The sequence below is a fragment of the Leptospira fluminis genome, from assembly GCF_004771275.1.
Taxonomy (GTDB): Bacteria; Spirochaetota; Leptospiria; order Leptospirales; family Leptospiraceae; genus Leptospira_B; species Leptospira_B fluminis.
In genome coordinates this window covers 166,353-187,403 of the sequence record NZ_RQEV01000015.1, presented here as the reverse complement: position 1 = coordinate 187,403, position 21,051 = coordinate 166,353, and the positions used below count along the sequence as shown (strand labels likewise).

Sequence of the window (21,051 nt, the reverse complement as noted above, 5' to 3'; positions counted from 1 at the left end):
TATCCGACGGGCATTTCCCATCCTGGAATACAGTCGGGAATGGAGTTTGAAAAGAAAAGGAAAAAGCTAATTTTTCTGGATGGGATTCTTGCGGCAGGTTTTTTGGCTATTAACGACGGTCAAAAGTAGAATCCGGAAAATCGAGAGTGAAAATCGGTATCGTTAAACACCTGAATGCAAGACCTTTGACCTGGGGTTTTGAACATAATCCCGGTCACACTGTGATTCCGGAAAATCCTTCCCTATTGAAAGACTACCTATTACGCGGATTGGTGGATGTAGGCCTGATCTCCTCCATCGAATGCCTCAGGAACTCCGAAGTTCTTTCCGTTTCCATGAAAGTCGGTGTCTGCGCGAAAGAAAAGGTCCGGTCCATCAAGTTCTTTAGAAATAAGAAGGAACCTTACCCTCCGTTCAGGATACTCACCGATAACGGATCGAGAACCAGTATGGCCTTGGTTCGTGTTTTAGTCCATATCGAATCCGGTCATTTGCCCGAGGTTGCCCCTACCGATCCTAAGATTATCAGGGAAGAAATCGCTTTAGGAAGAGGATCCCACATGCTCTTCGGCGATAACGCACTCTTTGCGGAATGGGATCCCGAAATTTACGAGGTCAAGGATTTGGCAGGTTGGTGGTACGAAGTCACGGGGACTTCCTTTATCTTCGCGTTATGGGCCTCTAAGAAACCTCTGGAACTTCCCGATTCCTTTTTTTTAGACTCCTTAAACTACGGACAAACCCATATTGAGGAAATCATAAACAAAGAGAGTCGCCTTCCTTCCGACCTGGTCCGCACTTACCTAACCCAAGAACTGCATTACGAAATCACCGATTCGGATAGGGAAGGTCTGGAACGTTTCAGCCGGTACTGCTCGGATCTTGGAATCCTCTAAGTCCGGCACGCGCCTTCCGAGAATCGACGAGTTCGAAAGCGGGAAGTAGAAAATTCAGGAATGGCGCTTGTGTAGTTCCGAAACGATGTCCGTAAGAGATAGCCCTCGTTCCACCAATAGCACCTGTAGATGAAATAAAAGGTCCGCAGCCTCGTGGGTGAGTTCTTTCTGGTCCGCGTTTTTGGCGGCGATAATGACTTCTCCAGCTTCTTCCCCAATCTTCTTCAGGATCCGATCTACCCCGCCTCGAAAGAGGTCCGCCGTATAGGATTTCTCCGGGAGGTCCGCCTTCCTTCTTTTTAGGATTTCTTCGAGCTGAAGCAGAAATTCCATCTTTCCCCCTGGAGATTTACTTCGAATTTCCGGTTTCGCCTTCTTGGGTAAACCAAAAAACCGACTTTTTCCGAATTCCCATTTTCCTTACATTGGAAAAAAAGACCGTTCGAGTTCCGTAACTATGAAACTAAAAGCAGTGTTTTTCTACTTAGTCATATTCTTCTGTTTATCCGGATCGTCTTTCGGTCCGTTATTCGCGGGCGTCGTATGGGAAACTTCCGTTGAAAAAGCCTTCGCCAAGGCGAAGCGGGAAGGAAGACCGATCTTTATCGACGTTTATGCGGATTGGTGCGGGTATTGTAAGACCTTGAAAAACGAGATTTATCCTCGTAAAGAAGTCCAAGCCGAACTATCCCGATTCGTTCTGCTTTCCCTGGATGGCGATCGGTTCCCGAATTTAAAAAGAAAGTATTCCGTTTCCGGATATCCTACCCTTCTATTTCTGGATCGAAACGGAAGTATCACCGAAAAGATTACGGGGATGCCCGACTCTAAAACCGTAGTGAAAACCCTGAAGAAAGCCTACGAAAAGCGGGACCAGGAATCGGATCTGTTGGCATCGCTAAAGAAAAGTCCCGAAGATCCGAAACTTCTATTGAAGATCGGCGAATACTATTTCGAGGGAAGGGAATATCCGAAAGCCGCGGATTTTTTTTATAAATCCTTTGCCTCGGAATTCGGAAAAGATTCCGAACCTGAAGTCAGACACCGGGCCTTGTTCAATCTTGGGATCGCATATGCGGAAATGGAAAATTACGAAAAGACGATAAAGACGTTCAGCTTATATCTGGACAAGTATCCTCCCGGAACGGGTTACGCCCAATCCGCGTTCTATTACAGAGGCTTGGCTTATAAGGAAATCGGAAAGAAATTCGAAGCCAAATCCGATCTAAAAAAAGCGCTCGAATTCACTTCCGATCCCGACGAGAAAAAGGATATTGAAAATCTTCTTAGAGGATTGGACTAGAAATGTGGTATAGGGATTCGGCGGCCCCCACCCTGGTTCGGGTGGAGGTGGTGGGCTTGTGGGCCAATCCCGCAATCTCTCTATCATAAAAAAGTGATACTGACAACTTTTTTTTGCAATATTTTCGTGCAGGAGGTCATACAAACAATTTTTTACAGAAACGGTTGACTTAAAAAAGAATCCATGCTACGCGCGTTGCGATGCCGCTTCGGGGGTACCACCGCACCGGCCCCCACCCAGAGTAGGGTGGGGAACCCTCAACGCCCTATAGAGAAATATTCGAATCCCTCTTTCTTCAACGAATCGGGACGATACTGATTCCTACCGTCGAAAATCACGAGACTCTTCAAAAGACTTTTCATTCTTTGCAGATCCGGCTCGCGGAACTCTCTCCACTCCGTCAAAAGCAATAGAGCATCGGCACCTTCCAATACGGAATACGCGTCCTCTCCGTATTGGACCTTGCTCTTAAAGTAGATTTCGGAGGTTTCCTTTGCGACCGGATCGAACGCCCGAATCTCGGCTCCTTCCTCGTGTAATTTTAAAAGGAGAGGAATCGAGGGAGCTTCCCTCATGTCGTCCGTTCCCGGCTTAAAGGCTAATCCCCAAACGGCGAATTTTTTTCCCTTGATTCCGCCTTTTCCGTAAAAGGATTCTATCTTTTCGAACAAACGGAGCTTTTGGTCTTCGTTGACGGCTTCCACCTCTTGGATAATCCGAAGCAATCTGCCGAACTGTTCCGAAGTGCGGATGAGAGCGCGAACGTCTTTCGGAAAACAGGAGCCGCCATAGCCGATCCCGGCGTACAAAAATTGTCGGCCGATTCTCGAATCCGTTCCCATTCCTTTCCGAACATCCTCATAATCGGCGCCTACCGACTCACAAAGGTTCGCGATCTCGTTGGCAAAAGAAATTTTCGTGGCAAGGAAGGCGTTACATGCATACTTCGTAAGTTCCGCGGATACGGTCCCCATACGCAGAATAGGATTGCCGTTGAGCACGAAAGGGGCATACAACTTTGCGACTAGATCGCTTGCCCGATCGCTGTCCGCTCCGATAACGACGCGTTCTGGTCTCATGAAATCGTCGATGGCCGCTCCTTCTTTTAGAAATTCGGGATTGGAAACCACGTCGAATTCATGTTTAGTATTCTTACCTAGGATTTCTTTTACTTTCGCCGCAGTACCCACAGGGACCGTCGATTTGTCGACGATCACCTTATAACCGTTCATCGATTTTCCTATCTCTTCGGCAACAGCGAACACGGCTGACAAATCCGCCGATCCGTCCGCGGAGGTAGGCGTTCCCACCGCGACGAAAATAAGGTCCGATTTTTCCACGCCTTCCTTTAAGGAAACCGTGAATTCCAAACGCTTCTCCTTACAATTGTTCAAAACCAATTCGGAAAGCCCTGGCTCGTAAATGGGAATGATGCCGTTCTTCAGATTTTCGATTTTTTTGGAATCCTTGTCCACGCAGATTACGTTGTTTCCGTATTCCGCAAAGCAGGCGCCCGCCACTAAGCCGACATACCCGCTACCGATCACGCATACTTTCATACCAAGACCAAATTAGGAAGCAAAGAGGAAGTGGGAAGGAATTTATCTAGGCAGGGTCGCCTTTTTTCGTGGCGGATTGGACCGGAATCCAAGCGACCCCTTCGAATTTGCTTAGATCGAGGCGCTCCAGTTCGAATTCCAAGACCCCATCCCTCCACAAATAGGAACCCTCGACATGGCTTTCTCCGGAATGGAGGGCCACTCCTAGAGAATATTTTCCGGACGAAAAATTCAAAGGAAACCGGAAGCTGGCATGGACCCACTCCCCTTCCCGTATCCCTCGCAATTCCTTACCGAGATGAAACGTATTCGTACCGAAGGATCGGATTCCCCTGTGATCATCTATATGAAACCCGAAAGTAAGCCTATCGACTCCACGATTGAATTTAGCGGTAATCGATAATTCCACTTCGGCCCCTACAGGCAAAAGAGAAGGATTGGTCCGATTTCCGTGGGAAAGCCGAATCGTCACCGAATCCAGAATGCTTTCTCTCGGTTCCAAAACCGTTCCTTCCGCTGCGGAAGAAGCGGCGATGATCTGCATATATTCCCGGAATCCGCGCACGGGTTCTCCATCGTAAACTAGCCTTCCCTTTTCCAAAATCAAAATCCGGGTACATACGGACTTTAGAAGTTCCAGGTCATGACTTACGATCAGAGTCAAAGTTCCTTCCTCCGAAAATTTTCGGAATCGAGTGAGGCATTTCTGTTGGAAACTCGCGTCTCCGACAGCCAAAGCTTCATCCACGATCAAAATGTCAGGACGCTTTACCGTGGCCAAAGCGAATCCGAGTCGCATCGTCATCCCGGAGGAATAATTCTTTAGCGGAACTTTTTTAAATTCGCTTAGCCCCGCAAAACGGAATATCTCGTCCATAGAAGAGAGAAGTTCCTCCGGGTCCAAACCCCATACCAAGCCGTTGTAATATAAATTTTCTTCTCCGGACAATTCAGGATTAAATCCGACCCCTAGTTCCAGGATAGAACGGACCGATCCCCTCTTCTCCATTTTTCCGGAGTCCGGGCGGGAAACTCCCGTCAGTAGTTTCAGCAGAGTGGATTTTCCGGCACCGTTTCTACCGATAATTCCCAGGATCTCGCCTTTGTCTGCGGAAAAGCCGATATTGTCCAAAGCGATAAATTTGATATCGGATCCAAAATATCCGAACGTCAAAGCGTTCCATAATCGGTTCCAAGGTCGACTATAACCCGAATAGATTTTACGAATACCTTCTACGCGTATCAAAGGTGATCCAACACTACCTGGTTCAGCTTCTTCCGACTTAATAATAAAATCATAATGAATAAAACTAAAAACGGAAGAAACTGTCCGGCGTGCGCCTCCGATTTGTAATCGTTCAACACGAAAGATCGAAAGAGTTCAAGGGGAAAAAAGAAGGGATTCCAAACGTTCATCCTTCCCAAAAATCCGGAAGGATGATAGAGAACGGGAAGCCCCCAAAAAAGAAATTGCGATACGAGTCGGACCAAAGGAGAAATATCCCGCAGAATGATATTGATCCTTCCCAGATAACCGACCAAGCAGGCCAAGAATAAACCGGTCCCGCATGCCACCAAAAAACCGGGAATCAGTCCTAGCGGATCCGCACTGCCGAACCAGACCAAACAAAAAAGAACGGGCAGAGCCGTGATTCCCCAATGCAGCAAATACTGGGAAAACGGAATCCAAAGAAAAATTTCCGGACCGAGAGAGGATCGTTTGATGAGATGGCGGTTATCGGTCAATATCCCTGTTCCTCGGATGAGATATTCCTGGAGAGGAATCCAGAACAACAAACCGGTTAAAACGTACGAAAAATATTCTTTGGGATCTTCTCCGCCGGAGCGCACACCCAGAAAATAAAAAACGACGGTGTAAATCAGGATCAGGCTTATGTTCTGCAGGAACATCCAGGTTAAACCCAACGCGGATCCTGCATACTGGAGGGCATAGTCCCGCCTGACTAGAACGAATAGGATTCTAAGCTTTCGGAGAAATTTGGAAAGAAACACGAATACCTGGAGTCCGGAAAAGGAAGAAAAAAACTCTCAATCCTCGTCTAGGCGAGTAGAATGTTTGCAGGAAAAGATCCCGTCAATTCCAAAAATCCAGTGATCCAAAAGGCGGACGTCCAATTCGGATAAAATCGAACCCAATCGAGTGTACACTTCCCAATCTTCCGGGCTCGGTTCCGAAGTCATTCCAGGATGATTGTGGGCAATGATGACTTCCGTAGCCTCGTCGTTTAATACCATTCGAACGAGATCTCTAGGATGAACTCCGACTTCCTCCAAACTTCCTTTGGAAACGATCTCCACACGAAGCAAATTTCCGGCGGGAGAAACCGTCGCAAGAACGAAACATTCCCTGCGCATAGGTAGAAAGATAGTTCGCATGTATTTTGCCAAGGCGCTAGCATCGAAAGAGGCGCCTTGGAGAGATTTATATTTCAGACGCCTCGCAAGTTCTACGGAGGCCATTAAAACGGAAGCCTTTGCGCTTCCCAGTCCTTGGACACGCAGGTTCCGGGCAATATCGATAGAGAGCAAGCCACCCAATCCTCTGGTAATCCGGAGAATCTCCCGACTGAGATCCTCGATCGAACGATTTCGATCTCCTTTCCCCAAAAGGACCGCAATCAATTCCCAGTCATCCAAGGCATCCGCCTCATAGGCGATGCGAGTTCTTGGATCCGGAAGGGGACCGACAAACCGTCCCAGAGTTAGATCTTTCTCAGATTCTTTTTGCTCAGTTCGGACAGGGTTTCGGAAAACCAACTTCCGTCCTGAACCACTTCCCCTTGGAAGGATTCTTCTAAATAATCTGCGAACGTTTTAGAGTCCGGTTCGAGGGATCTCGCCCTTTCTCTCCAATCGAGTCCGGCCCCAGTCAGGCCTTTCCGACTTCTCTCATAGGTTCCTGTATCTTGCAGAGATCGAATCATCATACTTTTTCTCTCCCTCGTCTATTTAGACGACATAAAGTTGGAAAAAACTCACCAATAATCTACTAAACGGATAGATACATACTATACCGAAATATAGCAACCGTCAAGCGTTTACTATTTTTTTCTTAGTGAAATCTTCCGGCGGTTTGTTTTTGCGCTTTTTTTATTGTATCCTCCATCCGGACAAATCTCTCGGAGCCGAGAGAAAAACGCGGAAAAAAGGGGCCTCCCAGGGAATTTCCCTTCGGACCCGACGGATTGGGGACCTGTCCCTTCGTGATCCGAACGATCTTCCGGGGATTCCTGTTTTTTCCTTTTTCCCCCTGTTTCGCTTCTCCCACGTTTCCCTTGGAATGGTTGGCTTCTCCTTGGCGCCAGGAGACGGAGTTTTCCATTTTGGGCAGATGGGAAGCGGAGACAAAACCGAGGGCCGGAGCTTCCGTACAAATTCCTCTTTCCAGTCCTGAGGACGGGAAACTCAAACTGAGATGGATTTGGCTGGATTCGAGAGGTCTTCCTCGACCGAACCATTCCCTAGGAATCAGCTTCCTTTCCCAGGAAATATCCGGAATTCGAACCGTCGTTCGGATCGGATTTTCCCCGGAATCCCAGCATGCATCCCTGGGCTTCCTTCACCGAAAAACAGAACTCAGCTTCCTCTGGGAGAACCGTATCGAGGCCAAAAGGATGGGCTTTCTCGTCCGAACGGATCCTTACGGAAAATTCGGATTGAGCTTAAGCGCAGAAAGATCCGTAGAAGGATCCGGATTCGTAGAAACGAAATTCACCATCGGATTCACATGGAAGGAAGAGCAAATCTCGGGAGAAATTCTGTCCCGAAAAGAAACGCAGGGTCTTGTGGGCTTTTCCTCTATCGGAATCTCCGCCGGATCTTTTTCTGAAAATCTTCCGGTGACAAGTCCTCCGCCGAAAAGCGCTTTCTCAAAACCTCCGGAAATCCCTTTTTCCGGTCTGACTCTAGACGAATTGTTAAAGTTAGGTTTCCCACTGCCGGAGGCAGCACTGATTTCCGATTGGTCCCGTTCGGGAGAAGCATCTTTCCGCAAAAAATTGGAAACTCTGGAAATCTCGAAGCGGAAGAAGATCCTGTATCTTCTTTTCCGAAAAGCGAGGACCAAATCCTGAGAGGCTTCGCTTTTTCTTTGCTTCTATTCTGCTTCGCAAGCTCTGTAACAAGCAAGGAGTCCGTTGCGCCGCTCGCGTTAGGGGGCTCGTTTTCCGCATACGATTCCAGATTTTTTTCGGACGCAAAGGATACTGTCTGGCTTAGAACGGAATTTTGTGCAAGGAAAAGCGAAAGCGCCGAGAAAGAGGAAAAAATTCCCTGCGTTCCTTCCAAACTTTTTTTGGAGAAAAGAAACGAACGGCCGCTTGCCTCCGGTTCCGTGGAAACGAACCGAATGTATCTTTCCTACGGAAATAGATTTAAACCCTCCCGACACTTCTTTTTTTTGAGGGAGAACTTCGAGTTTTCCTCCTTTCCCTTTCTGGAACAGCCTACGATCCGCTCGGCGTTTTTGGGCGGGTTCCTAGGACAAAGCATGGGAAGCCTCTATTACGCGGAAAAAGGGGCCTCCAAGCGTCCCGGATTTTTTCTGAAACCCTTCGGTGAAACGTCCGAATTCGCTTATTCTCCCGAAACGAAAGAAGGATTCATTCTATTAGAAATTCCGAATTCTTATCGGAAGAAAAGTTTTGAGCCCTCCTTCGGTTTTAGATTGGAGGCGTTCGGCACGAAACAGGATCCGAACGGAGTCTTATCCGCTTATTGGCAGGACCCCGTTCGGGCCCGGAGATTGTTTATTTCGGGTTATAGGGGAATTTCTTCCAGACTCTTCGCCCTTTCCTCTCCCGGCGATCCGGGAGAAAAAGGAAAATTCCTCAGGCTGGTATGGGAGCCGGGATATTACCGGAAATTGGAAGCGGTGCAACTCGAACGCTCCGCCGCGGATCCGGCCGGATCGAACGAACGGACCGCGAAAGGGATCTTCGGGAAATTGGGACTTTTGATCACGGATTGGGGTGCGGTCTCCGCTCAAATTCGAACCTATCGTTTTTACGACAGGACCGATTGGATCGTCGGGAGAGGACTCTATTACGGATTTCAGAAAAGGTTTTGGAGCTGGGAAATCGGACAGGAATGGAGGGAAAACGGGGACAACCTCACGGAAGCCACGGCCCGTCTCAACTTCCCCGAGCATTGGAAACTGCAACTTTCGGTTCTAGCCGCGAAGGAGAAAAATCGTGAACCCTCTTTCGTCGAGGAATCTCTGACTCCGGAGGAAACCGGGCTGAGGTTAACGGACAAACCGGTGTATGTTTTCGCTCGGATTTATCACCCTTATTTCGCCCTTACGCTCCGGCATACCAGAGGACTCGATTCCAAAGGGGATTCGCTCAGCGCTAGATTCCAGTTCTTCCTTCCTTTGTCGGAAGATTCCGTCGAATCATCGGTTCCGGTGAACCGGATCAATCCAGCTTTACCCTAAAATCCTGGAGGACATGGATGATAAACGTAATCAGTCCGGAGAAAATATAGAGAAAGATCAGACCGTAAATCAGCCAAGGCCAACGGTGAAAACCCACGAAAAAGAGAAGTACTGTCGCGGCAGCCAACATAAGCACCGCTTTTCCGGGCGTCAGTTTGGATCGGATCGCGACTTGCGGTTTCCCGTAACGCACGTTGGAAACCATCAGGATCGCGACGAGAAGAAAGAGAGGAATCGTTACCCAATGCGGAATAGCGTCTCTGTTGAGAAAGATAGGAAGAAATCCGATCGTAACCCCGGCCACCGGAGACGGGAGACCGGTAAAGGAACCGGGCTCGTGCGCTACATTGAACCTCGCTAAGCGATAGGCGGCGCAGATCGGAAAAACCGCGGCCAAAAGCATTCCGATCGGAAAGAGATTTTCTTTTCCGAACACATCGATCTTATATTCGCTCAATACTATATTATAAAAAAGGAAGCCCGGTGCGATACCGAATGCGGTTAAATCGGCCAAACTATCCAGATCCGCGCCTAGTTCGCTCGTGGCGTCCAGCGCCCTTGCGACCATGCCGTCCAGCCCGTCGCAGATCGCGGCCAGAAGTATAAAGAAACCGCTTAATATGTAACCTTGGGAACCGCTCCCGGCTGTCTCTGACGCGATCAATATGGAAACGAATCCCATGGTAAGATTTCCTAATGTGATCGTATTGGGGATCCAATTCAGTTTACGATTCATACATACGTCTCCTGTCTCACTGGACTGACCGTAAATTCCAAACCTGTGGAATATCCTTTCTGAAATAAATAATAACCTAGAGTCGCGACCATAGCTCCGTTGTCCGTGCAAAGGATCTTTTTATCTGGGGCAAATAATTCCAGATAATTTTTTTCCGCAAACTTCCGAAGTCTTTTTTTTAGGGTGGAATTCGCCAAAACTCCTCCCGCGGCGATAATTCGCCTGCATCCGGTCACGGCAACGGCTCTTTTCAGATTTCTTTCCACCAGCTCGAAGGCGGTGTTCTGAAAATGATAGCAAACCTTCGGAACGGGGAGTTCGGGTCGTTTAGCGATCAAGTGGGCCACGGCAGTCTTTACTCCCGAAAAGGAAAAAGCCACTCGGTCCTGTTCCAGGTTCCGTAACAAGGGGGGGAGCAAATCCTTTTCTCCCTCCTCCGGAACGTATTTGGAGGCTTCTTCTTCGATTGCGGGTCCGCCCGGATAAGGCAATCCCAACAATCCGGCTACCTTATCGAAGGCTTCCCCGAGTGCGTCATCCATGGTATCCCCTACGGTTTCCATCCTTCCGAATTCCGGAATACGGTAGATAGCGGAATTTCCCCCGGATAACAATAGGCCGAGAGTGGGAAAAATCGGTTGCACTCCTTCCAACTGTAAAGCCGCAAAGTGTGATTGCAAATGACATACCGGAACGATCGGAGTCCGGAAAACCGCATGGATACATCTGGCAAGCTGTGCCCCGATCATCAAAGACCCGGTTAGTCCGGGAGAACGGGTGACCGCCACGTAATCCAGATCCTCGAATCCTATGCCCGCTTCCTCCATCGACTCTGAGAGCACTAGATTGATCTTTTCCAAATGGGAACGGGAAGCGATTTCCGGTACGACTCCTCGAAAGGGTTTGTGAAGATCGATCTGAGTGAAAATCTTGAGGGACAATATCTCGGTCCCGTCTTTGACGATACCCACGCTCGTCTCATCGCAACTGCTTTCTATACCGAGCCCGATCATTGGGAATTAGATTAGGATTTTTTTTCCGAGAGGATTTCGAGGGCCTTACGCAGTTGGGGATCCAGATCCACGTCGGTTAGAGTCCTTTCCTTTTCCGTTTGGGTCCTATTTTTATATAAGATCCGAGCCACGTCGGAGGAAAGTTTGATCCCCTGCTCCTTCAGCGCCTTCTCGAAATGCTGAAAATTCGATTCGCTATAGTCCGGAAATTTTGCGATCAGCGGATCCAGAAGTTTTTTTTCCCCGATCTTCCTGAGATAAAAACGATCGTCTTCCGTCGGCTCTATGGCTTTGACAACCACGTCAGGCTGGATTCCTTTTCCATGCAAGGAACGGCCGGAAGGAGTATAGTATTTCTGTACCGTTAATTTGACCGCCATGCCGTGGGAAAGAGAGTATACGAACTGCACGGATCCTTTTCCGTACGAAGTCGTGCCAAGGATTTTTGCCCTACCATGATCCTGCATGGCCCCTGCAAAAATCTCGGACGCCGAAGCGGATCCCTCGTTGATGAGCACGATCATCGGAATCTTGGTGAATTTATCCGGCGAATTCGAGGATTTGGAAGTGTCCGCGAGTTCTCCTCCCCTGCCCCTTACCGAAACGATGTCCAATCCGGGGGGCAAAAAAAGATCGGAAAGAGCGGACGCGAGAGGCAAGAGTCCTCCCGGATTCATCCGTAGGTCCACGATCAATCCTTCCGCTTTCTTTTCGGACAAGGACTTGAGTTGCTTTTTGAATTCTTCCAGGGTATTTTCGCCCATGAATTGGTTTAAGCGAATGTACCCGACTTTTTCCTTATTGAAATAATTCGATCTTACATAACGGATCTGGATATTTTCACGGACCAAGGTAAGCTGGACCGGTTCTTTTTGGTTCTTTCTTTCTATCTTGATCGTCACCGAAGATCCCGGTTTTCCGCGCATCAATTTGATCCCTTCGGAATACCCCAGGTTTGCCGTGCTCTTACCGTCGATTTCCACGATTCGATCCTGGGGTAGAATTCCGGCACGCATAGCCGGAGTGTCTTCGATCGGAGAAACTACCACGATGGCTCCGTCCGAAAAGGCGACTTCCATTCCCAACCCGCCGAAACTCCCGCGGGTTTCCTCCTTCATCTGCCGGTATTCTTCCTCGTCCAAAAAATTGGAATGGGGATCTCCCAAAGATGCGATCAATCCTTTGATCGCTCCGACAAAGGCTTTTTCCTCGTTGACCGGTTCCACGTAACCGTTTTGGACCAATCCCAAAACTTCGTGGAACAATTGCAGGTATTTCTCCGATGTTTCGGAGATTGCACGAACCGGAGAGGGGCGAAATACGAGAGCAACACTCAGAACCAGAACGGCTCCGAACCAAACCAACCTTTCCTTATTTTTCATTCTTCTTTTACCAAGCGGGAATAGATCGAAGGGTGCTTCTCTTCCAGAGCCTTGAATAGAGCGGAGGAATCCAAGCTATAACGTTCGCAAGCGGCTAAGAAGATCTGTTTGTCCGTTTGGATCGGTTTTTCGGAGACGGCGGAAAGTCTTTCTCCGAACCTGACTTCCGCAAGATAATCCAATACTAATTTCAATTCCGCGTCCCCGATCTCCTTTTTGGGAGAAGCACAAACGACGAAGAAAAACAGGAGAAAAGCCGCGAATTTACGGTACGTCGAAGGGAATTTCACTCTTTCAGAATTTTTTTCCCGTCGGAAGAAAGTGTCAACTCGGAATTCGGTCCCGCTTAGTAGACTCGATACAGCCCGACTAGCTTGCCGATGATGACTGCCTTTTTGGTTTTGATCGGTTTGTATTTGGGATTTCGAGCCTCGAGCCTGATGTGATCCGGTTCCTTATAATATACTTTTAAGGTCGCTTCGTCGCCGATAAGAGCCACCACGATTTCTCCGTTCCGCGCGATGTCCCTTTTCTGGATAATGGCGATGTCTCCGTCGTTAATCCCCGCCTCTTCCATAGAATCCCCTTGCACTTTCAACGCAAACGTCATCCCTTTCGAAGCAAGTTCTTCCGGAATGGGAATGTACGATTCGATATTCTCTTCCGCAAGAATCGGAAGTCCGGCTGCGACACGACCAAGTAAAGGAATGCTAGGTGTCGGAACGGGAAGGGCCTCAAACGGACTTTGTCGTGTCAGTTCGATCGCTCTGGATTGGTTCTTAGAAGTCTTGAGGTACCCTTTTTTCTCGATTGCTTTGAGGTGATCGTAAGCCCCCTTAGCTGTAATCCCGAATTCATCCCCGATTTCTCGGATCGTAGGAGGAAACCCTCGTTCTTTAATGACATTCGTGATAAATTGGAGCACTGCGAGCTGCTTTTCCGTCAGATCCTTCATGCTTAACAAGTTATTAGTGAATAGATGTTTTGCAAGTATTTTTTAGGTGGATCGGCGCTAAGCTCCCGATACCCGGTGTCGAAACTCACCTTTGCGAAGACATCCCGGAGGATCGATTTCCACTTTCAAACACTCCCAGATCCGAGCGAAATCCTCCAAGATTGCCCCATACGGATCCGAACCGCTGTTCCAAGCCACATGTTCCGAGATCAGGATTCTTTCCTCGAAACGAAGAGGATGTCTCGGTGGCAACGGTTCGGGAACAGTCACGTCCAGAGTGGCCCACAACTCTTTGGATCGCGTGAAATCCAACAATGCCTCTTGGTCGATCAACTCCCCTCTCGACACGTTGACCAAGTGCATCCCCGAGGAGCAGCGTGCCAAAAACTCTCGTCCCAGGATGTTTTCGGATTCCCGGTTCAGAGGAAGAGTCAGAACCAATTGGGTCATATCCAACAAATCCCATTTGGACCGAGTCACTTCTCCGAACTCCACAGGTCCTCCGCTTTTTCTCAATACGGTGACCTTTGCTCCCAATTTATGAAGCAGTTCCGTCACCAAGCGACCGACTTCCCCATAGCCGACGACTCCGATTCTTTGCCCTCGTACTCCGGTCCCGAGATTCGAATGCGCATGACGAAGCACGGCACGAAGTACGTATTCCGCCAAAGGCTCCGCATAGGCTTTCCAACTCCGAGTCACCCAGGTCCCGATCGGGACTTCCTCCAATGGAAAAAAATCGTATCCCGCAGTGCTCAAATGCACCCATTTCCAAGAAGTATTTCTCAGATGACGAACTTGCGTCGAAAGGTCGAATTCATGGGGAGCTAAAAACAAACACGAGTCCTCCTCGGGAGTCTCCTCTCCCGACGTAATCCGAATCTCGGGGTCCAGAATGAATCGCAAACGGTTCGAAATCGCAATTCGATCCGATTCCGGAAAGAGAAGGTGAATCGATCTGACAGGATCCTCCATAAACGGGAACTTATCCTCCCTGTCTCTGGATCTTCAAATCCAGATTCGAATCCGATTCAAGGACGATCGGACCGGAAAAAAAGTCGGCAAGATCCTTTAACTCCGGCCAGGAGAGGTTTTTCTCCGTTCCACTTCCTTCTTTTCCGTCCTTACCATCGACAAAAGTACTCGCAAGATTTCTCAGAATCTCTCCGTAGTTTTCCATCAGACGGGCGATCTTCCCGTCCGAAAATAATTCCGGATTCCACTCCACATCCAAAGTATAAGCGCCGTTCCGTTCTTCTATCGTCCAAGTTTGTTCGTATTTCGCTCCTCCCGTGGAAATCCAGGATTGGTTGCAGTTCAGACCGAGAAACTGATTCCGAGCCGTTTGGCTGCCTTGTAAAATGAACATGGTCCGGAAAACCGGTTTGGCGGACGTCTCATACTCCGGGCCCAAATCGCGCAGGATATTCACGTAAGGCAATCTTTGGTGAAGAAAAGCGGCTCCGCAAGTATGTGAAACATTTTTAATATATTGAGGATCGTTTCTTTCGGAAACCTTGAAACGTAAAGGCAATGTATTCACTACGAATCCCACCAAATTCGCGTCTTCCGCTCTGAGACGATTCACGAATGGGACGCCCACAAGAACGTCATCTTCCGCGCTTTCCACGCCGAGTAACCGTGCAAAAGCTCCGATCAAAAATACGAACGGAGTGACTCCCGCGACTTTAGCCGCTTCTTTAGTAAGGTCCGAAAGTTCTGTGGTCAAGAAACTCCAGGACATACGACCGAGAGGCCAGGAAGAAAGGCTCTCTCCGCGAATGTCGGGCGGAAATCCGCTTCCGGTTTTAACGTTCTCCAATTCCTTTTTCCAGTACGACGAATCTGAAATTCCGTGAGAGGTGCGTTCGAATTCGGATTGGTATTTCGAGAACCCTTCGAAGGACGGGGATTTTTTCTGATTCAAATCCGGCTCCCCCAAGAACAGATTGTTGTAGCGGGTCGCTATCTCTTTGACCAAAAGCTCGACGGACCAGCCGTCCAAAGCTATATGATGAACGTTTAATATAACTATGTTCTCGAATTCGGAGATCGGAAAAATTCTCGCTCTTACCGGATATTCCCGCTCCAATCGGAAGGGTCTTTTGGCCTCGTTCCGAATCTCTTCGAGGACCGTTTTTTTATCTTCGCATCTCACAACTTCGAGGACGGAATCTCCATCCTTCGAAGCGGCGCTTTCCCAATACAATTCCCCGTCCGCCCAAAACGGTTTCGCGAATAGGGAGTCGTGTCTTTCCAAGGTCCGCACCACTGCGAGTCGAACGGTTTCCAGATCGAGGAAGCCTTCCATATGGAGACCGACCGTCATATTTAACGCGGGAGATTCGGGAAACCTACATGCGTGTCTCCAATGGCGGACCTGGTTCGGCGATGCGGGAAAGATTCTAGTTTTCATAAAGTTCCTCCAGCCAAGGAAGACTCTGAAGATTTCCGATTCCGAGCGCGATCCCGCGTAAGTCTCGGAGCAAATCTCCGAAATGATCTCCCCATAAGGTTAGGCTGGTCACGGATCCGTCCTTTTTCGGACAGGACCAGAACCAACCGGCAAAAATGCCCGTCTCCAATGGAAGGCAGGGTTCCTCGCCGATCTGCATTCTAAAATTGGCAGCCTCCAAATTCACTTTCGAATGAATTTCCGCTATGTCGGAAACAAGAGCCCCGGGAGCTCTTGCTGCCACATCGATCACCGTCGCGTTTTGATCTCGATCCACAAAGAATTCGGTATGAAGAATGAAGCGGCCTTCCTTTCCTAGAACTTCCGCGATCTTCGCGTTCAGTTCCGTACCGATCGCATGAATTCTATGTTCTTTCGGAAGCGTAACACTTCCGAATCCGCGTCCGAAGTTGGCCCCTAGAGGCGGACTCGTATATGCCCCCACTTGGACGGGAAAGGTCTTTCCGTCCAGAATGATGGAGTTCGCATGAAATAGACTTCCGGAAACGAACGCTTCCAATTGCCATCCCGGCTCTCCGAAATGCAATTCCGCCCAATGACTTAATTCATGCTTATCTTTGAATATCTCTACTCCCTCGTTATAGCCTCCTTCCTCCGGTTTTACCACGAGCGGAAAGGAAAACTCCTTTGCCACCTCCAGGGGAAGCGTACGGGAGTCATAAAGATCCCAATCGATTCGTTTGAAAGTCGGTACTGAAATCCCGGCTTTCGAAAGGTAGGATTTCATAACGATCTTGTTGGAATAAGCGATCTGGTTGGAAGGGGATCTTACCGGTAATCCGAAAAACCGCCTGAGACGGGAGCAAGCGAATAGGCAAGCTTCGTCGTTCGTAACGATTTCCGTTTCCCTTTCCCGGAACAGATCCTCTTCCGGAACGAAATCCTTTCCCCAATCCGTCTTGATCTTGCGGACTCTGGCCGCGTCGGACGGCAAATCCGAACGGAATACTCCTGCGGGAGATCCGGAAGTCAGGACGGAAACTTCGTATTGATCTTTCGGGAACGCCGAAATCATCCCCTTTCCGATCTTTTGGTAATCGTGTAGAATTAAAATTTTCTTATAGGACATTTACGTTAACGATTTAGAATATTCGAATTTATGATTCAAGGAATCCCTTCCAGGTATCCAGATCTATATTCCTCCCCGACACGAGAGCGATCAACGGTTGTCCTTTCGGAAAGGGAAATTCTCCCGCCAAAATCGCGGCCATCGCGACCGAGCCGGCGCCTTCCGTCACGATCCCGTGATGCAAGGCCAAATATTTCATTCCGTCCCTGATCTGGGACTCGGTAACGGCGAGTGTGGATTCCGAGTACTTGGATAATAAGCCCACAGTGATGCTTCCTCTTTCCAGATTCCCCGCTAGGCCCTCGGCGATGGTCGGGAATATGTCGATCGGAACGGTCTCTCCCCTATCCAAGGCCAACTTCATCGGCGCGGAGTTGGCGGCCTCCACTCCGATCAATCTGCTTCCCGGTCTGAAAGAAAGAGCCATGCCGATTCCGGCGGCGAGTCCTCCTCCTCCGATCGGACACACGACGGTGATCGGCCCGGAAAAGGAGGAAAGTAATTCCACTCCCACGCTCGCCTGCCCGAGGATCACATCGGGATCGTTGTAGGGAGAAAGGTATCTGACATTCCTGCTTTCCGCGAGTTCCCGGGCAAAGTCCTCCGCTTCGTCGTAGTCTATGCCGTGAACGATCAGATCCTCCGTCTCTTTGCGTAGTAACTCTATCTTTTTGGGGGAAGCCTTTTGGGAGACTACGATCGTAGCCTTGATTCCCAACTCTTTCGCGACTACGGCAACGGCTAGACCGTGATTCCCGGCGGAACAAGTCACGATGTTCTCCCCTTGCGGAATCTTTGTCAAAGCGGCGGTCGCGCCCCTGATTTTAAAGGAACCTGTACGTTGTAAGGATTCCAGCTTCAACCAACAATCCTTTCCCGCAAAAGGAGACGCTAAGAGAGGAGAGGAAGGAACGAATTTCTCCACGCGCAAAAACGTGTCCGCAATGTCGGCCGCGTCCGGAAGATCTAAAGTGCGTCTTCCCATCAACTTTTACCGAAGGCCAAGGATTCCTTTTCGTTCCGACTCAGATCGTAAAAGCGGAGTTCCTTTCCGCGGGAACGATTCCTATCCGCTACCCGAAAGTCGGCGATCTCCTCGAAACTAGGATCCGAAACGCGACTCGTATCCCCGTCGTAAAAAAATCCGGCGATGATATGTTTCATTGCTAAGCGAAGCGCCAGGGGATTTCTGGCCAATTCATGTCCGCCGTACGGAAGCTCCACGATTTTCCGTTCTCCTCCTCCGGGAACGGAGAAGGCCTCGTTCACTTCCTCCAACGTTAGCCATTGGTCTTCGGAAGCCACCAGATTCATTACCGGAATGGACAACTTAGATAACGCGTCTTTCATGGCGGGAAAATCCGCCACTCCGGTTCTTAGATTTTCCTGCCAGAGTCCGCGAGGATTTAATTTGTGCCCTTCGAAGACGATCGTATCCGGCAATGTATCGTGTTCCCAGGAATAATAGTCGGTTCCGAAAACCCGTTCGAACGTACTTCTCGCATGAACGACTCCGACAAGACAACCTAACGCCGCGATATTGGGATTTTTGACCGCCTGAAAAACGGCAGGTACGGCGCCTAGGCTGATCGCTAAGAGATTGATTTTCGTTTCCCCTTCCAACGAGGAGACCCAAGGGAGAACGCTTTCCAAACTTTTTTCCATGCTCGCAATGGTAAAGTCCAGAATTTCCCCTTCGCTCAGACCCACATGATCTAGATAATCGAACCTGTATACGTTCGCACCGTTTTTCAGGAGATAGCAGGCCAATGCGCTAAGGGTACTCATCCTTCTGGAAAACCCTCCGCAAATGAGGACCGGAGGATTTGTCGGCTCGGATAGGGAATCCTGCCAGGCGATTAGATTCCGGCCTTCCCGGTTTTTGATCAAAAAATCCATCGAATTCATTCTTTTCAGATTCCTTTAAAGCTAAAGATTCACCGACGCAAATTGCTTTTCCAATTGGAGTGCGCATCCTTGGTGTTCGGAAACCTTCAGTCTCCGATCTACGCGTATGCTAGAAGAATGGCGGCCGCAGGGGCAGGGACCTTCCTCTTTGATTCCTAAATCCTCTCCGATAATGAATGCGGGATAGCTTCGTGCCGTAGGATCCAGATAAGTCAATATTCCCGGCGCTCCGGAAGCCGACGGTTCCAGTGTAAAGGGATCTCTTACGATGACTTCCACCCAAGGAGGAGCGTGCAATCTTCCTTCGCAGCATTGAATGAAAGCGCTGTTCAACTCGACCTGATTGAATACGTCCCGAACCTGTTTAGGGGAATCCAAGCCCAGCGTGGAACGAGCGAACTCTGCCAATTCGATCTGAGAAATCGCCTTTCCCCCTTGCTTTTTCCATCCGCCGCCCGTAATCAAATACAGATTCGAACCGAAGCGTACGGACCGATCCGAAGCTTGCGCGCAGAACTCCCGTACCAAAAAGGGGGCACCTACGACGAGAATCCTCTTCCCTTCCGTCAACGCGTTAGTCGCCATTTCTATCGCTTCACGGATATTCACGTTCCCGTCCTTCATCAGATGTTTCGTATCCGCTTCGAGTTCGATCAGACTCATTACGTATCCGAACCATACGGATCCCGCCTCTCTCCTGGACGGTCCGAGATGGATCACAAAGACATCCTCCTCGATGTCCACGTCTCCGACCAGATCGGACCAGACATTGGCGGAACTCCGCAGAGAACCTGACAATCTGGCTAGAGTGATTTCGTCGCGAAAAATCCTACTTTTCATTCCCATAGTTCCGCTGCTCTCGAAGCACCGTACGATTTCGTCTTTCGGTACGCTCATCAGTTCCCGAGCCTTAAAGACGGACGTGGGAATTTGCGGAACCGAGGAAAGATTTTCCTTGGTCAAAGGAACTTCTGGATCGAAGTTCCTCCTTTCGCAATAAGCTTCGTATTCCCGGCAGTTTTTGGAATGGAAACGGACCGCTTCTCCGATCGCCTCCATCCTCAGTTCGGAAGCCTCTTCGGCATCCATCCTGTCCCAATCTTCCCGATTGAATATCACGGAATCCAAAGCCGTTAACCCTTCGGCTCTCGAAATCCCAACGGATCGGAGGCTCGGTTTTTCCATAATGATATCTGAATATGTAGAACCCATGCTCTCTCCTAAAATTTAGGCATCACTTCTTCCGCGAAACGTCGCATACTCGATAGAATTTTCTTACGATCGAGAGTTCCTTCGAATCCGCAGATAAAATGGCTGACTCCCGTTTTTTCTTTCAGGTAATGGAACGCCTCCGCACAGTCTTCCGGAGTGCCGACCGGGCTGATCTCCAGAGCTTTTCTTACCACGACGCTCGCGTCGGATTCCCCTTTCAGAATCGCGTCCTGCAATTGCGACCAATGGAATCTGTAGTTCGGCAGATTTCTCAATTGGTCGCTCGAAAAAGCCACTCTCATCGCGTCTTCGTGCCATTCCTCGATGTTATGAACGATATCGTTGTACGCCTCCTCACGACTATCGGCCACATGAACGACTGCGGATATCACGTGATCGATTTTACTAGGATCGTGATCGTTCGTTTCCGCGATCTCGCCGTACAGATCCAACTTCGCTCTTACCTGTTCGGTGGATTGGGGAACGTTCATGATCAGCGGGATGCCCAAAGTCGCCGCCCATTCTATCGTGGAAGGGGATTCTCCTACCACATAGACCGGAGGATGCGGAACGGTGGAACAGCTAGGATAAACCGCAATCTCCGGGAATCGGATTAGGTCGGTATCCCAGGAGATCTTCCCTTTATTCTTCCATGCAGAAAACATGATATCAATCCATTCCTGCAGCATCTTATGGTTTTGGGAAGGGTTGATGCCGAATACCTCGAAATCCGCCGGAAAAAAACCTCTTCCGAAACCCGCGATGAATCTCCCGTCGCTCAATTGGTCCAACAGAGAAACCTGTTCCAAAAGGCGTACGGGATGATTCAACGGAGCCACTATAATTGCGGTCCCGACTTTTATTCTCTGCGTCATACCTAAAAGAAATCCTGCCATCATCATCGCGTCCGGACATAGACCGTACTCGGTAAAATGATGTTCTAGCACCCAAAGATCGTCGAAGCCTAGTTCTTCCGCTTCCGTGGCAAAATCCCGGGAATTCTTGAAAACCGTCGACTGGTCCCAGTGCGGCGGTTTATATGTCGTTAAAGCGACTCCCCATTTCATTTTATAATCTCCTAATA

Annotated in this window: 22 protein-coding genes; 4 read left to right on the top strand and 18 right to left on the bottom strand. The window is 49.2% G+C overall.

The features are described 5' to 3' along the window. The first annotated feature begins 146 nt into the window (after window positions 1-146). Window positions 147-896: a menaquinone biosynthetic enzyme MqnA/MqnD family protein gene (locus EHO61_RS15235; protein ID WP_135814419.1), complete on the top strand. Its 750-nt coding sequence runs from the start codon at window positions 147-149 to the stop codon at window positions 894-896. Window positions 897-950: 54 nt separating this feature from the next. Here EHO61_RS15235 and hisE read toward each other — a convergent pair whose 3' ends face one another. Further along, complete coding sequence (gene hisE / locus EHO61_RS15230; RefSeq protein WP_135814418.1) at window positions 951-1,229, bottom strand: phosphoribosyl-ATP diphosphatase; 279 nt, start codon at window positions 1,227-1,229, stop codon at window positions 951-953. Window positions 1,230-1,353: 124 nt separating this feature from the next. Between hisE and EHO61_RS15225 the strand changes: the two genes are divergently transcribed. Next, the gene (locus EHO61_RS15225; protein ID WP_135814417.1) at window positions 1,354-2,199 is read left to right on the top strand and encodes a thioredoxin family protein; all 846 of its coding nucleotides are present in this window, start codon (window positions 1,354-1,356) and stop codon (window positions 2,197-2,199) included. 257 nt (window positions 2,200-2,456) lie between these two features. Here EHO61_RS15225 and EHO61_RS15220 read toward each other — a convergent pair whose 3' ends face one another. The 5 genes from EHO61_RS15220 to EHO61_RS15200 are packed head-to-tail and all read right to left on the bottom strand — an operon-like array spanning window position 2,457 to window position 6,706. Further along, on the bottom strand, window positions 2,457-3,758 hold the full coding sequence (locus EHO61_RS15220) for a UDP-glucose dehydrogenase family protein (RefSeq protein WP_135814416.1): 1,302 nt from the start codon (window positions 3,756-3,758) through the stop codon (window positions 2,457-2,459). A 46-nt stretch (window positions 3,759-3,804) separates the two neighbouring features. Next, on the bottom strand, window positions 3,805-5,004 hold the full coding sequence (locus EHO61_RS15215) for an ABC transporter ATP-binding protein (RefSeq protein ID WP_135814415.1): 1,200 nt from the start codon (window positions 5,002-5,004) through the stop codon (window positions 3,805-3,807). Further along, complete coding sequence (locus EHO61_RS15210; RefSeq protein ID WP_135814414.1) at window positions 5,001-5,771, bottom strand: ABC transporter permease; 771 nt, start codon at window positions 5,769-5,771, stop codon at window positions 5,001-5,003. The genes EHO61_RS15215 and EHO61_RS15210 overlap by 4 nt, the downstream gene beginning before the upstream one ends. 36 nt (window positions 5,772-5,807) lie before the next feature. Further along, window positions 5,808-6,479, bottom strand: coding sequence for a JAB domain-containing protein (locus tag EHO61_RS15205; protein WP_210415352.1), 672 nt, complete (start codon window positions 6,477-6,479; stop codon window positions 5,808-5,810). A 2-nt stretch (window positions 6,480-6,481) separates the two neighbouring features. Further along, window positions 6,482-6,706, bottom strand: a complete 225-nt coding sequence (locus EHO61_RS15200) for an LIC12298 family protein (protein WP_135814413.1) — start codon at window positions 6,704-6,706, stop codon at window positions 6,482-6,484. A 276-nt stretch (window positions 6,707-6,982) separates the two neighbouring features. Here EHO61_RS15200 and EHO61_RS15195 point away from each other — a divergent pair, with 276 nt between their 5' ends. Together EHO61_RS15195 and EHO61_RS15190 are read left to right on the top strand one after the other, a co-directional pair. After that, window positions 6,983-7,852: a hypothetical protein gene (locus EHO61_RS15195; protein WP_135814412.1), complete on the top strand. Its 870-nt coding sequence runs from the start codon at window positions 6,983-6,985 to the stop codon at window positions 7,850-7,852. Window positions 7,853-8,178: 326 nt separating this feature from the next. Next, window positions 8,179-9,216 carry a hypothetical protein gene (locus EHO61_RS15190; RefSeq protein WP_246032162.1) on the top strand — a complete coding sequence of 346 codons (1,038 nt, stop codon included), beginning with the start codon at window positions 8,179-8,181 and terminating at the stop codon, window positions 9,214-9,216. Here EHO61_RS15190 and pssA read toward each other — a convergent pair. Genes pssA through EHO61_RS15130 form a run of 12 tightly spaced genes read right to left on the bottom strand, consistent with a single transcriptional unit; the run spans window position 9,197 to window position 21,034 of the window. Next, the gene (gene pssA, locus EHO61_RS15185; protein WP_135814411.1) at window positions 9,197-9,952 is read right to left on the bottom strand and encodes a CDP-diacylglycerol--serine O-phosphatidyltransferase; all 756 of its coding nucleotides are present in this window, start codon (window positions 9,950-9,952) and stop codon (window positions 9,197-9,199) included. The genes EHO61_RS15190 and pssA overlap by 20 nt on opposite strands. Then, window positions 9,949-10,965, bottom strand: a complete 1,017-nt coding sequence (gene tsaD / locus EHO61_RS15180; RefSeq protein WP_135814410.1) for a tRNA (adenosine(37)-N6)-threonylcarbamoyltransferase complex transferase subunit TsaD — start codon at window positions 10,963-10,965, stop codon at window positions 9,949-9,951. The genes pssA and tsaD overlap by 4 nt, the downstream gene beginning before the upstream one ends. A gap of 11 nt (window positions 10,966-10,976) precedes the next feature. After that, entirely contained in the window at window positions 10,977-12,347 is a 1,371-nt protein-coding gene (locus EHO61_RS15175; protein ID WP_135814409.1) for a S41 family peptidase, read from the bottom strand. Beyond that, a complete protein-coding gene (locus EHO61_RS15170; protein WP_135769081.1) occupies window positions 12,344-12,637 on the bottom strand; it encodes an LA_1448 family UV-C exposure upregulated protein in 294 nt (97 codons plus the stop codon). The genes EHO61_RS15175 and EHO61_RS15170 overlap by 4 nt, the downstream gene beginning before the upstream one ends. 56 nt (window positions 12,638-12,693) lie before the next feature. Next, on the bottom strand, window positions 12,694-13,302 hold the full coding sequence (gene lexA / locus EHO61_RS15165; protein WP_135814408.1) for a transcriptional repressor LexA: 609 nt from the start codon (window positions 13,300-13,302) through the stop codon (window positions 12,694-12,696). A gap of 57 nt (window positions 13,303-13,359) precedes the next feature. Then, entirely contained in the window at window positions 13,360-14,277 is a 918-nt protein-coding gene (locus tag EHO61_RS15160; RefSeq protein ID WP_135814407.1) for an NAD(P)-dependent oxidoreductase, read from the bottom strand. 10 nt (window positions 14,278-14,287) lie between these two features. Continuing rightward, entirely contained in the window at window positions 14,288-15,718 is a 1,431-nt protein-coding gene (locus EHO61_RS15155) for a condensation domain-containing protein (protein WP_135814406.1), read from the bottom strand. Next, complete coding sequence (locus tag EHO61_RS15150; protein ID WP_167884887.1) at window positions 15,708-16,847, bottom strand: ATP-grasp domain-containing protein; 1,140 nt, start codon at window positions 16,845-16,847, stop codon at window positions 15,708-15,710. Before EHO61_RS15150 ends, EHO61_RS15155 begins: the two co-directional genes overlap by 11 nt. A 28-nt stretch (window positions 16,848-16,875) precedes the next feature. Continuing rightward, entirely contained in the window at window positions 16,876-17,832 is a 957-nt protein-coding gene (locus EHO61_RS15145; protein ID WP_135814404.1) for a threonine ammonia-lyase, read from the bottom strand. Then, entirely contained in the window at window positions 17,832-18,755 is a 924-nt protein-coding gene (locus EHO61_RS15140) for an alpha/beta hydrolase family protein (protein ID WP_135814403.1), read from the bottom strand. Before EHO61_RS15140 ends, EHO61_RS15145 begins: the two co-directional genes overlap by 1 nt. 21 nt (window positions 18,756-18,776) lie before the next feature. Further along, complete coding sequence (locus EHO61_RS15135; RefSeq protein ID WP_135814402.1) at window positions 18,777-19,967, bottom strand: LuxE/PaaK family acyltransferase; 1,191 nt, start codon at window positions 19,965-19,967, stop codon at window positions 18,777-18,779. Window positions 19,968-19,975: 8 nt separating this feature from the next. Beyond that, entirely contained in the window at window positions 19,976-21,034 is a 1,059-nt protein-coding gene (locus tag EHO61_RS15130) for an LLM class flavin-dependent oxidoreductase (protein WP_135814401.1), read from the bottom strand. Between the last annotated feature and the right edge of the window lie 17 nt (window positions 21,035-21,051).

Excerpts from the sequence above, each read along its gene's own strand:
- hisE (WP_135814418.1), bottom strand. The coding sequence starts at position 1,229 with ATGGAATTTCTGCTTCAGCTCGAAGAAATCCTAAAAAGAAGGAAGGCG.
- EHO61_RS15225 (WP_135814417.1), top strand. The coding sequence starts at position 1,354 with ATGAAACTAAAAGCAGTGTTTTTCTACTTAGTCATATTCTTCTGTTTA.
- EHO61_RS15220 (WP_135814416.1), bottom strand. The coding sequence starts at position 3,758 with ATGAAAGTATGCGTGATCGGTAGCGGGTATGTCGGCTTAGTGGCGGGC.
- EHO61_RS15200 (WP_135814413.1), bottom strand. The coding sequence starts at position 6,706 with ATGATGATTCGATCTCTGCAAGATACAGGAACCTATGAGAGAAGTCGG.
- pssA (WP_135814411.1), bottom strand. The coding sequence starts at position 9,952 with ATGAATCGTAAACTGAATTGGATCCCCAATACGATCACATTAGGAAAT.
- tsaD (WP_135814410.1), bottom strand. The coding sequence starts at position 10,965 with ATGATCGGGCTCGGTATAGAAAGCAGTTGCGATGAGACGAGCGTGGGT.
- EHO61_RS15175 (WP_135814409.1), bottom strand. The coding sequence starts at position 12,347 with ATGAAAAATAAGGAAAGGTTGGTTTGGTTCGGAGCCGTTCTGGTTCTG.
- lexA (WP_135814408.1), bottom strand. The coding sequence starts at position 13,302 with ATGAAGGATCTGACGGAAAAGCAGCTCGCAGTGCTCCAATTTATCACG.
- EHO61_RS15160 (WP_135814407.1), bottom strand. The coding sequence starts at position 14,277 with ATGGAGGATCCTGTCAGATCGATTCACCTTCTCTTTCCGGAATCGGAT.
- EHO61_RS15155 (WP_135814406.1), bottom strand. The coding sequence starts at position 15,718 with ATGAAAACTAGAATCTTTCCCGCATCGCCGAACCAGGTCCGCCATTGG.
- EHO61_RS15150 (WP_167884887.1), bottom strand. The coding sequence starts at position 16,847 with ATGTCCTATAAGAAAATTTTAATTCTACACGATTACCAAAAGATCGGA.
- EHO61_RS15145 (WP_135814404.1), bottom strand. The coding sequence starts at position 17,832 with ATGGGAAGACGCACTTTAGATCTTCCGGACGCGGCCGACATTGCGGAC.
- EHO61_RS15140 (WP_135814403.1), bottom strand. The coding sequence starts at position 18,755 with ATGAATTCGATGGATTTTTTGATCAAAAACCGGGAAGGCCGGAATCTA.
- EHO61_RS15135 (WP_135814402.1), bottom strand. The coding sequence starts at position 19,967 with ATGGGTTCTACATATTCAGATATCATTATGGAAAAACCGAGCCTCCGA.
- EHO61_RS15130 (WP_135814401.1), bottom strand. The coding sequence starts at position 21,034 with ATGAAATGGGGAGTCGCTTTAACGACATATAAACCGCCGCACTGGGAC.